Source organism: Schlesneria sp., from assembly GCF_036405755.1.
GTDB classification, from domain to species: Bacteria; Planctomycetota; Planctomycetia; order Planctomycetales; family Planctomycetaceae; genus Schlesneria; species Schlesneria sphaerica.
In genome coordinates this window covers 1-11,796 of sequence record NZ_DASWWZ010000731.1, presented here as the reverse complement: position 1 = coordinate 11,796, position 11,796 = coordinate 1, and the positions used below count along the sequence as shown (strand labels likewise).

7 protein-coding genes and 1 pseudogene are annotated in these 11,796 nt (G+C 57.7%); 4 read left to right on the top strand and 4 right to left on the bottom strand.

The genetic code is table 11. The annotated features are described in order from the left end of the window. A pseudogene (locus VGE80_RS24070) lies at positions 1 to 974 on the top strand (hypothetical protein); the annotation flags it as partial. A gap of 137 nt (positions 975 to 1,111) precedes the next feature. After that, positions 1,112 to 2,326, top strand: a complete 1,215-nt coding sequence (locus VGE80_RS24065) for a PQQ-binding-like beta-propeller repeat protein (protein WP_373653389.1) — start codon at positions 1,112 to 1,114, stop codon at positions 2,324 to 2,326. 155 nt (positions 2,327 to 2,481) lie between these two features. Here VGE80_RS24065 and VGE80_RS24060 read toward each other — a convergent pair whose 3' ends face one another. Then, positions 2,482 to 3,066 (bottom strand): redoxin domain-containing protein, encoded by a 585-nt coding sequence (locus VGE80_RS24060; RefSeq protein ID WP_373653390.1) that lies wholly within the window; start codon positions 3,064 to 3,066, stop codon positions 2,482 to 2,484. Further along, positions 3,063 to 4,085: a YheT family hydrolase gene (locus VGE80_RS24055; protein WP_373653391.1), complete on the bottom strand. Its 1,023-nt coding sequence runs from the start codon at positions 4,083 to 4,085 to the stop codon at positions 3,063 to 3,065. Before VGE80_RS24055 ends, VGE80_RS24060 begins: the two co-directional genes overlap by 4 nt. 509 nt (positions 4,086 to 4,594) lie before the next feature. Here VGE80_RS24055 and VGE80_RS24050 point away from each other — a divergent pair. Then, the gene (locus VGE80_RS24050) at positions 4,595 to 7,174 is read left to right on the top strand and encodes a CehA/McbA family metallohydrolase (RefSeq protein ID WP_440594415.1); all 2,580 of its coding nucleotides are present in this window, start codon (positions 4,595 to 4,597) and stop codon (positions 7,172 to 7,174) included. A 117-nt stretch (positions 7,175 to 7,291) separates the two neighbouring features. Next, a complete protein-coding gene (locus VGE80_RS24045; protein WP_440594414.1) occupies positions 7,292 to 9,283 on the top strand; it encodes an SGNH/GDSL hydrolase family protein in 1,992 nt (663 codons plus the stop codon). 314 nt (positions 9,284 to 9,597) lie between these two features. On the opposite strand, the gene VGE80_RS24040 is transcribed toward VGE80_RS24045, so the two are convergent. Continuing rightward, a complete protein-coding gene (locus tag VGE80_RS24040) occupies positions 9,598 to 10,350 on the bottom strand; it encodes a YebC/PmpR family DNA-binding transcriptional regulator (RefSeq protein ID WP_440594413.1) in 753 nt (250 codons plus the stop codon). Positions 10,351 to 10,486: 136 nt separating this feature from the next. Beyond that, a partial coding sequence (locus VGE80_RS24035; RefSeq protein ID WP_440594412.1) for a tetratricopeptide repeat protein occupies positions 10,487 to 11,796 on the bottom strand: 1,310 nt, incomplete at its 5' end.

Below are 11,796 nucleotides of genomic sequence, written 5' to 3'. Positions count from 1 at the left end.
ACCTCGCCTTCTGGGATGCCGAAAGCCAGGTTTACCGCGCTTACTGGCGTTATTTCACCAAGGGAGGCTACGACGAAAAGACCTGGGACCCGCAAGGGGATCGTGCCATCCGCACGGCGACGTCAACCGACTTTCTGAACTGGACCAACCAGGCCGACCTCGCCTACGTCGACTCCCCGTCCGAACAGCTCTACACGAATCAGGTCAAGCCCTATCATCGAGCCCCCCATCTGCTTCTGGGCTTTCCCATGCGGTATATCGAGCGGGGGCACCAGAATCCCCCGGGCCACGAGTCGCGGGTCAGTGCCACGGCGACCCACATCGCACGCTGGTCCCCTGCTCTCCGCGCCCTGCCTGAATACGAGAATCGGGTGTGGCGGTCGAGAACCAATGAACGATATGGTCGAGCGATCACCGAAGGCCTGCTGATGGCCAGCCGCGACGGTGTCACCTTTCACCGGTGGAATGAAGGCTTCCTGCGGCCGGGAATCGAACGGGACGGAACCTGGAACTATGGACATCAATGCATCGCCTGGCATCTGGTCGAAACGAAAGGGACGCTGGAGGGGGCTCCGAACGAGCTTTCCCTGTACGCAGTGGAAGGGTACTGGACCGGGAACAGTGATCAGGTGCGACGATACTCGCTCCGCCTGGATGGTTTCGTGTCGGCCTGGGCTCCGATGCGCGGCGGAGAGCTGGTGACGAAACCAATCACCTTCACAGGAAAGCAGCTCTCGCTGAATCTGGCCACCTCCGCCGCAGGAGGGATCCTGGTCGAGATTCAGAACGAACAAGGTGAACCATTTCCCGGCTTCGCTCTGAAGGACTGCGAAGAGGTCTTCGGAGACACACTGGACCGAAATGTCACCTGGAAGTCTCAGGAAAGCCTCGCCCACCTCATCGGCAAGTCCGTGCGAGTTCGCTTCGTACTCCGTGACGCAGACCTTTACTCGTACCAGTTTCGGGATCAGTAATGAGACAGGCAAGAAAAGTATCGAAGCGACTGGAGAAGTTCCGAAGTCCTGGCATCGAACAGCAGTGATACGCTTGAACTCTGCTTCGCTCTGCTATCTACTCAGTCAGCTCGGGTCCCGTCTTCAGGAGAATTGCCGTGCGTGAACTTGGGTTTCTGGCCATCTGCCTGTTCGTTTCTACCGGCCTGTTCGCAGGGGACTCTCCTCAATTTCGAGGTGCAGGCGGCGAAGGGCATTCGGACGAAACAGCGCTACCGCTTACCTGGAGCGAGACGGACAACATTCGATGGAAGACCGACATCGCCGGTCTCGGCTGGTCGACTCCCTCGATCGCCGGAACCGAAGTCTGGCTCACCACGGCTCTTGATGAAGGAAAGTCACTACGAGTCATCTGCCTGCATCGGGACACCGGCAAGGAACTGCATAACGTCGAAGTCTTTCACCACGACGATCCCGGGCCCGTGCATGGCAAGAACAGTTATGCCTCTCCCTCCGTATTAATCGACGGGCCGCAACTGTTCGTGCACTTCGGCAAACTGGGAACAGCCTGTCTGACGCGTGGCGGAGAAATCGTCTGGAAGACAGAGCTTCAGTACAACCACCGCCACGGACCGGGCGGCAGTCCCGTCGTGTTCGATGATTTACTGATCATCGCGTGCGATGGAACCGACGTGCAATATGTGACGGCTCTGAACAAGAAGACGGGCGAGGAAGTCTGGAAGACACCGCGCGACGGCAAAATGGCCTACTCGACTCCGCTTCTCATCGAAGTCAACGGGCAGCCGCAACTGGTCAGTACCGGGGGCGAGTGGGCGATCGGCTACGAACCGCGCAGCGGCAAAGAGATCTGGCGGTTCCGGTATCCGTCCGGCTATTCCAACGTGCCGCGACCGGTGCACGGGCAGGGTCTCGTCTTCCTCTGCTCAGGTTACGACAAGCCGTGGATTTATGCGGTTCGGCCTGACGGGACGGGTGACGTGACCGAATCGCACATGGTGTGGAAGCTTGATCGCGGGGCACCGCTCAATCCCTCCCCCCTGCTCGTCGGCAACGAACTTTATCTGATTGCCGATAACGGAATTGCGACCTGCCTGGATGCGAAAACGGGAAAGCAGCACTGGCAGAAGCGACTGGGTGGCAACTTTACGTCATCGTTACTCTTTGCTGAAAACCGGATCTACCTGCTGGATGAACAGGGAAAAACCTACGTCATCGCTCCCACGAAAGAAGCGTATACCGAGCTGGCCGTCAACGAGCTTCCCGGACGAACTCAGGCGACCATCGCGGCCGCAGATCGATCGCTGTTTCTACGGACTGACACCAGACTCTATCGAATCCAGACACCGCAGTGATGCCAACAACCATTACCAGAGGAGAGGGTCAATGCACGTCTGACGCGGGAAATCGAAACGGGCTCGCTGCGCGTGACGGCAGGCAGAATCTGCAGGCCTCGACGGAAACTCGATACCGGAACAAACACCTTGTCCGGCATCGGTCGAGCCAGGGTTTATTTCTTCGCGAGTGACTGTATCAGTTGATCGATGTCATTCTCGGGTTTGGGCACTGGGCCGAGATGCGCCACCATGCCTCGCCGGTCGATCAGGAACACCCCGGGAAGAGTCTTGTCATTGGCTGGATTCAGTCGTCCCCAGCGCCGATGAATGCGAAGCGTTCCTTCGGGAGATTGCGGATCGATATCCGAGACGACCGGGAACGGGAATTTCCCGCCGGCTCGCTCCATTGCCGCACGATTCTCCTGAGGAATGGCCGCCGTGACTCCGACCACCTTGACGTCGAGCGCCTGCAGTTCGGCATAACGATCCCTCAGCCGCAGCAGATTGGTGTCCTGGTCGGCTCCGGCCTCGCCGTCAAAGAACACCACAATGATGCGGTGGCGCCCCAGCCAGGAATTGAGGCGAACCAGATGACTGTCCGAGTCGAGAGCATCGAATCCCGCCGCAGGACGCATGATCGTCGCTGCAGCAACCTGTTCTTCATAGCTGTGAGGCTTATCCGTAACAATTCGAGCGGCCGAGACGATCGCAATCACAACTCCGAGGAAGAGCACCAGGCCGAGACGCCAGTCTTTCAAGATAATGTCCAATCCACAATCTGCTGGTCGAGCCAGGCTGGTCCGCGAGTCGTCACGAAGCCAATATGCCCCCCGTACCGTGGAGCCCGCAACAGAATCGAAGAAGAAAGCGATGTGTCCAGAAACGGCGTAAAAGGGATTACGGGATCATCCTGAGCAGCAATCAGCAGCGTCGGAACCATCACCTTAGACAGGTACGGACGGGAACTGGACTTCTCGTAGTAGTCTGCCGCCGAAGCAAATCCACAAACCGGTGCGGTGAACGTTTCATCAAATTCCCGCATCGTACGAGGTGGTCGGTCGAACCAACCCGCGGGAATGACCGAATCGGGCCGGGCACTCAGTCTCCGACGAACGTTCTGGATGCACGTCTTGGTGAAGTACGCGTCGTAAGCTCGTGCCAGCCCCATCCCGATGAAGTCGATCGTCAGCGAAAGATCGATTGGCGGGCAGACGGCAACGGCTCGCGAAATCCCATCCAGGGGTCCCCTTTCACCCAGAAATTTCAGAGCGATGTTCCCCCCCATTGAGAAGCCGATCAGACTCACGGGAGACCCCGGGCACAGCTCCTGGACGGCTCTCAACGTCGCCAGCAGATCGTCGGAACGACCGCTGTGGTAAGGGTACCGGGCCAGCGTCATCCCCGCGCCGCAGCCACGAAAATCCATCCGCATCGTCCGGACGCCGTGCTGACACAATTGCACGGCGATTCGCTTCATGTAAGGACTTTGATGCGAACCCGCGAGTCCATGCAACATGATGGCAACGCGATCACCGGGCTTCCATGCAACAGGGCAATCGTCATGGAAGACAACTCGGTCACCGTTATCCACGCTGACCAGATGCTGCACGGTCGGCGCGGCGAACGTCAGACGATCCGTGTTCCGTCCGAACAGATAGGTTCCGGCCAGTGTCTGAACATGGCCGTTCCGAAAGATCCAGGGAGGTTGGAACGAGTCCCTCGGGCGAGCAGGTCCGTCCAGGGACGAAATTGCAGACTCGGTCGACATCGCAGACATGATTTGAAGAAATCCTCCCGAAACAAGGTCGTGTATCATCCTGACTCTGAGCAATGTCGTCTAGAGAGAGTAACGGTGAAACGCGCCTCTGTTCAACCTTGTCTGGCCTGCACGGGGACCCCACACGTTCGGATGCAACGAGGCCCCCGACTTCACGGACAGAGCAGTTTCCTCAAGACCAATCACGGCCCTGATCGTCCCTCTCATCACTGCCGCCGTCCGATACGTTCTGCAGGGGAACGCGGTACCAAGTGCGTCGGAGCCCCTCTGCGCCTTGAATCATGCTCCACAAAAGAGGATTTGAACAGCCGAGTTTTGGTTTACGAAGGGGAGCTGACTGTGAAGCTGACTGTGAAACAGTGCGGCCGAGTTGGACACGGATACGAATTGTCGTTGAAACAGGAAATTTCCCGCCCCCCGGTTTGGAATCTCGCAGGGGCCATTTTAGAATTTGCCTGCTGATTCATGGACGACGTGAAACGCTTGCATCAAGAACGAAGGGCCCGCTGATGAAGTCTTTGATGGCAGTGCTGGGAACAGTCCTTTTGCTGGGACTGGTCGTCGGTCTGGGAACCGCTCGTCAGGTGATACAGACAGGTGAAAGCTTCGTTGAAATCGGAGTTTTATCGGAAGAGACCTGGAACCGGTTCGTCGCGGACGGGAAGGAGGTCGACTCGATCTACGGCGACATCGCCCTGCGGAACGATTACCTCTCTGCCGTGATCGGCCAACCGATCGCCACCAGACACGCAAACATGACCGTACGGGATATCGCCGGGGCTCTCATCGATCTGGCCGTTCAGTCCGCTCCCAGTGATCAACTGGCCGCGTACTATCCCGGTAAACGACGATACCCATTCCGACAAGCATCCATCGTCAACGCCGAAGGGGCCGAAGTATCGCTCGATCAACCCTATCGTTCCGGTCAATCCGCGGCGGTGGTTCTCAAGGCCGAAGCGGGTGAGGACCGACCTGAAGCGACGGTCCGCTATCAGTTAGGTCCCCAGGATCGCTTTCTGACCGTCGTGACCACGCTCACGAATCGCTCGAACAAACTGCAGTCGATTCCGCTGGAAGATGATTTTCGAATGGACGGCGGCAAGGAAGAAATGCTGCGGACGCCTAATGGCACCGTTGATCAATTCTGGGTGGAAGACCGCTACTGGGATCAGGCCTATGGGTTGGATGCCGAAGGTTTGAAGCTGCAACTGACCAGCGATGCTCGAGTCACGGCCATCAAGTATGAACGTCCCGACGGCGCGACAATCGTCGCATTAGAACCCGGTCAGTCCTACACGTTTCAACGTCGTCTCTATCCGGGAAAGAACCGGTTGGAAGTCAACGCGATTGCGCGGGGCCTGACTGCCGGAAATTCGACGACACACCAACTCGTCGTACTCAACAAACGTCATCGTCCCATCCCGCGGACGCTGGTGGAATTCAAGCTGGGCAGTGCATCTTATGGGACTGCTCGAACCGACAACGATGGACGGCTGACGGTCGTGACCCCCAGCGAACCGGTCACAGTGGACCTGTCAGCCTTCGGGAACAAAATTGCAGCCAACCTGCCACTAAAGACGGATGGTCAACCCGAGGTACTCACGGTCGACTTTGATCCCGGAACCGTGACGGCGACCATCACCGATGGCCAGCAGCGACTCATTCCCTGCAAGGTAGAGTTCAAACCACTCGACGGTCACTACAAACTTGACTACGGTCCGGAAAGCGGCGAGTTTGCCGTTCGGAACCTCATCTACACCCCCAACGGTAAGTTCCAGAGACTGATCCCCCCCGGTAAATATGCCGTCACGATCAGCCACGGCCCCGAATTTGACGCGGTGTTCACGGAACTCGACATCTCGCCCGGTGAATCGGCCTCTCTGGTCGCGTCGCTTCCCCGTACAGTCGAGACGCCGGGTTGGGTCAGCAGTGATTTTCACAGCCACAGCAGCCCTTCGGGCGACAACACCTCCAGCCAGTTAGGTCGCGTTCTGAATCTGGTGGCCGAGCATATCGAGTTTGCCCCCTGCACAGAGCACAACCGGGTCAGTACCTACCAGCCACACATCGACCGGCTGGGGATCGGTTCGCAAATGATGACAGTCTCGGGGATCGAACTGACCGGCCTGCCCCTGCCGCTGAACCATCAGAACGCCTTCCCGATCAAACTGGTTGAGCGAACGCAGGACGGAGGGGGCCCTGTGACTGGCCCTGATCTCGAATCGCAGATTGAGCGTCTGGTCCTGCATGATGGACGCAGCGAGAAACTGCTGCAGGTTAACCACCCGGACCTCGGGTGGATGTTTTACGACAAAGACGGAGACGGCAAACCTGATTCTGGTTTTGAACGTGCCTTCCCCTTCATGGATGTGGTTGAAATTCATCCGATCGACCATGTTCTGGAACTCGGCCCGATCGTCCAGCGAGGGACTCGGCAGCAGCCAAACACGATCTTCAACTGGCTCCAGTTGCTGAATCAGGGATTCCGGATCTACGGCGTCGTCAATACCGACTCACACTACAACTTCCACGGATCGGGCTGGTTACGCAACTGGGTCCACTCATCGACGGATGATCCTGCGAAAATTGATCCCAGGGAGATGGTCCGTTCCGCCGAACGGGGACGCCTGGTGATGTCGAACGGTCCTTACCTTGAGGTCCAGGCTCACGAATCAGGTCGCTCTGAGCTTCACGTCTCTGGTGAAGACTTGAAAGCCCCCAGCGGACGGGTGTCTCTGAAAGTTCGTGTGCAGTGTCCCAACTGGCTCGACGTCGACCGATTGTTCGTCCTCGTCAATGGACGTGTCCATGAGCAGCATAACTACTCACGCGAGAAAACCCCCGATGCCTTCCGGGGTGGAGTTGTGAAGTTCGAACGAACGCTCGACCTGGAGATATCGTCCGATGCTCACATCATCGTGGCAACCGGAAACACTCAAGGAAAGCTGACAAACATTTACGCTACAGACGTCGGGAATGCGCGTCCTGCCGCAATGACGAACCCGATCTTTATTGACGTCAACGGGGACGGATTCCAGGCGAACAAAGACACACTGGGCGTTCCACTTCCCACCAAGTTCTCCAGGTAAGCGGCCCTGCACCACCGACCTCGCTGGCTGCAGGCCCCCCATCGGCCCCGGCGCGGACGGTCCCAAACATGATGATCCGAAGGGCGATTCCCTCACTCCTTTGACTTGGACAAGTTCATGAGACGAACACCGTGCTTGCGCGTTTACCAGACGTCTGTCGGCTTCGGCATCATCGTGTTGACCATGGGATTACTGGGACACCACCGGATGTCAGTCGCTGCCGAGGGTGTGAAGGAATTGGGTCCACCGGTCGACGTCAGTTTCATCGCCCGCCTGGATGGAACAGAGCAGCGTTACGTGATTCAGAAGCCACGTGATTTTCGCGAAGATCAGCCGTACAGCCTGCTGATCGCGTTGCACGGTCACGGGTCAGACCGCTGGCAGTTTGTGAACGATGGGCGGGGTGAATGTCGCGCTGCGCGCGATGCCGCCGCGAAGCATCAGATGATCTACGTCTCTCCCGACTATCGTGCCAGAACATCCTGGATGGGCCCCGCCGCCGAAGCAGACATGCTGCAAATCATTGACGATCTTCACCAGCAATTCCGTATTGAAAAAGTGATCGTCAGTGGTGGATCCATGGGAGGAACATCTGCCATGATCTTCGCAGCACTCCATCCAGAAGTGGTCGACGGTGCAGTCAGTCTGAACGGGACCTCGAACATGGCCGAGTACGAGGGATTCGCCAAAGAAATTGCCGAATCTTACGGCGGAACGAAAGCCGAGGTTCCTGCGGTCTATCGGGCACGCTCGGCCGAACTGTTTCCAGAACGACTGACAATGCCCGTGGCATTCACCACGGGAGGCCGGGACACTCTTGTTCCGCCCGACAGCACACTGCGGCTGGCCGCCGCGCTGAAGGCTCGGGGGGCACCTGTCAATCTGCTTCACCGGCCCGAAGGGGGGCATGATTCCAGTTACGAAGATTCGCTCCAAGCCTTTGAGTATGTGATCAACAAGGCGCTGGCGACACCCGAATTTACGCCTCGCATCATGCTCAAAGAAGGCCCCGTGAAGGTCGTCTGCCTGGGAGATAGCGTCACCGGCGTTTACTACCATACCGGTGGACGCCGCGCGTACCCGGAAATGCTGGAGGTCGGACTCCGGAAGATTCTGTCTCGCGAAGATATCACTGTCATCAACGCGGGGATCAGCGGCAACACGACACAGGACGGACTGAACCGCCTCGACACTGACGTGCTCGCTCATCATCCACAGATCGTCACGATCAGCTTCGGATTGAACGACGTCACCCGGATCCCCCTCGAGACATTCCGGGCCAACCTTGAGTTGCTGACGAAACGATGCCGCGATGCGGGTAGCGAGGTGATCCTCTGCACCCCCAACTCCGTGATTACGACTGCGAGTCGCCCGATCGAAAAACTGCTCACCTACTGTGACATCATTCGTGCTGTAGGACGAGAAATGAACGCCCCCGTTTGCGACCAGTATCTCAGCGGGACGAAGCTCCTCACTCGAGCACCCTGGACCTGGCGTCTCACGCTGAGCGACGAGATTCACCCCAATATGGCCGGCCATAAGAGAATGGCGGAAGAACTCTGCCGAACAATTACGGGCAAGGGAGTCTCTCTCGATCAAGTGGGGCCACTCCATCCATCCCTGCCTCGTCTCGCGTCGCTACTGAAAGAAGACCGGCCCATCAAGGTCCTGGCGATGGCACCTTACAACGAGCTGATCGGCAACGCGATCAAGAACCTGAAGCCCACCGCACAAGTGGAGGTCAGTGGCTGGGACACCAAGGGCAAATCGATTGCGGCCCTGGAAGCCGAGTCCAAAGCACTCGTCCGGAATCTCAAACCCGATCTGGTGCTTCTGGCCGTGCCACGAAGTGCGTCTGCGAAAGTCGACGAGGAATTCGTACGCAACTTCTCGTGGATCATGAACTGGGCACTCAGCTTCGCTCATCAAGAGTGGGACTGCATTGTCATTCATCCTTCGGTCGCTGATCCCGACTCGAAGGGGTCGACAGACGAGACTTATCGTCAACTGGTGCACGCTCAGGATCTGGGACTGATCGATCGGAAACCCGATGACCGCGCGACTGCCGCAGAACTACTCTCGAACGGGATCAAACAGGCGGTCGAGTAACCGGAAACACCGATGTAGCCGGGATACAGTGCGCCGCCTCGCTCCAAGCTGCGGACATTCCAGGCGTTTGGAAGACTGCTTCCCAAGGACGGTATGCAGTCAAAAAAAATCCTTTCCCGACAACCTCAAGCAAACCGCCGGTTTCAAGGCTGTCGCGATCACGGGGTTCCGCTGGCGCTGCCGCGATTCGCTTCCTGTCGGACGCCCTGTAGAAACGAACGAAGCGGAAACGGTCGCGCCACCCCTGAGGCAGTCTGGGTACGGAGTGACCGGGGTGAAGGAACGACCGGCCTGCAGAACGAGTCGGCGCGCGGTCAACCCGCTTCCAACTGCGCCATCACTGAGTCGGGAATATTAAAATTCGCCGTCACACTCTGCACATCGTCGTGGTCTTCGAGCAGTTCCATCAACTTCAGGACAGCTCGCGCCGCTTCGACATCGAGATCCACCGTGTTGGAGGCGACACGCATCACTTCCGCCGATTCGGTAGGAATCTTGACCGTTTCGAGGGCCGTCGTCACCGCTTGAAAAGCATCAGGAGTACAACTGACTTCAAACATGTCACCAACCTGCTGCACATCGGATGCTCCCGCCTCCAGAGCAACCTCGAACAGCTGGTCTTCGGCAACGGCTTTCGTCGGAATCTGGATAATTCCTTTGCGTTCGAACAGATACGCAACGCACCCCGTGCTGCCCAGGTTTCCGCCGTTCACTTCGAATATCTTACGAATTTCGCCCGCAGTCCGGTTCCGATTTTCCGTCAGAATTTCGCAGAGAATGGCCACACCATTCGGCCCATAACCTTCGTAGATGACCTCGTCATAGGTTTCGGTCTCAAGTTCCCCGGTCCCCTTTTTGACCGCCCGGTCGATCGTGTCGTTCGGCATCGAGGCCTTGCGGGCGCGGTCGATTGCGTAGCGTAACGCCAGGTTCGCGGCAGGATCACCGCCGCCGCGACGTGCAGCCACGATGATATAACGTGAGAGCTTGCCGAAGAGTTTTCCTCGTTTTTTATCAACAAGGCCCTTCTTGAACGCGATATTCGCCCAGTGGGAATGTCCTGCCATATTTGGTTAAGTCAGATTCGAAGTAATGCGAGGGGTAAGGGCGCACCCGGAATGGTCTCGGGTGCAGAACAGGTCGGGCGAGAGAATAATCTGCTCGGCAAGCAGTCTCAACCCCGGTATCAGCAGACTCAAAGGTTCAGGGCGAGCCCTTCTCTGCTGGCTTGGGTCGTGACTGAGCTCCGTGCTGCTTCAGCTTCTCCCGAATCCGTTCCATCAGCTCTACGTCAGGAGAATTTTCTTCTTCGGAATGCTCAAGGGCCGTCTGCCAGGCTTCAATGGCCTTTTCCGTCTGCATGGCTTTCAACAGGACATCACCCAGATGATCCCATAGGGTTGCGTCGCCGCCGAAACTATTTTGAGTGGCCTGCTCCAGAGGCGGAATGGCCTCTTCAATTCGGTCCAGCTTGAATAAGACCCAGCCCAGGCTGTCCAGGTACGCCGGATTTTCCGGCTCGGCCTGCAGGGCTTTGCGAATCATTTTCTCGGCCCGTTCCAGGTTTTTGCCCTGCTCGGCCCACAAATAACCAAGGTCGTTGTTCGCCTGCGAACTTTCAGGATCCATTTCCAGGACCTTTTCGAGGATTTCCTCTCCCTTGCGCATCTCACCTTTCTGAACGTACACGTTCGAGAGGCTGAACTGGGCACGAGTGACGACTTCGGGGACATCCGGGAAATCCGTCATCACCTGCTCCAGCTTGAGGAGGGCCTCATCCCAGCGGCGGGCATGGGTGTAGATCCCCGATTCAAACAGGCGAAATTCGTAGTTATCGTCGTCCAGTTGAATCGCTTTTGTGATCGCTTCGAGAGCTTTGTCAATCTGATTGTCTCGCGTCAGCACTTGAGTCAGCGAGAAGTAGGTCCAGGCCCTCCCCTTTTCCGTCAACTGACCGGACTCGAGGATTTCGTGGTAGGCCTCAGCAGCGACGCGATATTTACGCAGGCGGGCCATTGTGTCCGCAAACTCGATCTGAGTGGCGATCTTCGGCCGATTCGGGCTGGGAGGAAGCGACAGTGCCAACTGGAAGAACTCTTCTGATGCATCCGCCTCTTTCAAGGCAGCCGCCAGCTTGGCCAGCAGAATGGCTTCATCGAGCTTCAGTTCGCCTGCTTTGGCACGTGTTCGGCCCGACTCGATCAACATGGCGACGAGCGCCTTGTCTTCGGCCAGCGCTTTCACTTCGGACTCCAGCGACGCAATCGCTTCTTCGCCGCGAGCCATACCGCGACCGAGTGCGTCCAGCAGATCATCCGACTTCTGCATCTTTCGCAAGACACGAGCGAGTCCTGCATACCCCGATGCGTCCCCGCCACTTTGCAGCATAGTGTCGTAGATCTTCCGGGCACGCTCCAGCTCGTTTACGTCCGTCAGACGTTCCGCCAGGTAATACTGGAGCGCGACATTCTGTGCGTCATTCTCTGCCAACGTTTCCAGGCGTCCGATCAATT

Coding starts and splice junctions, on each gene's coding strand:
- VGE80_RS24050 (WP_440594415.1), top strand. CDS start 4,595: ATGAAGTCTTTGATGGCAGTGCTGGGAACAGTCCTTTTGCTGGGACTG.
- VGE80_RS24045 (WP_440594414.1), top strand. CDS start 7,292: ATGAGACGAACACCGTGCTTGCGCGTTTACCAGACGTCTGTCGGCTTC.
- VGE80_RS24040 (WP_440594413.1), bottom strand. CDS start 10,350: ATGGCAGGACATTCCCACTGGGCGAATATCGCGTTCAAGAAGGGCCTT.
- VGE80_RS24055 (WP_373653391.1), bottom strand. CDS start 4,085: ATGTCTGCGATGTCGACCGAGTCTGCAATTTCGTCCCTGGACGGACCT.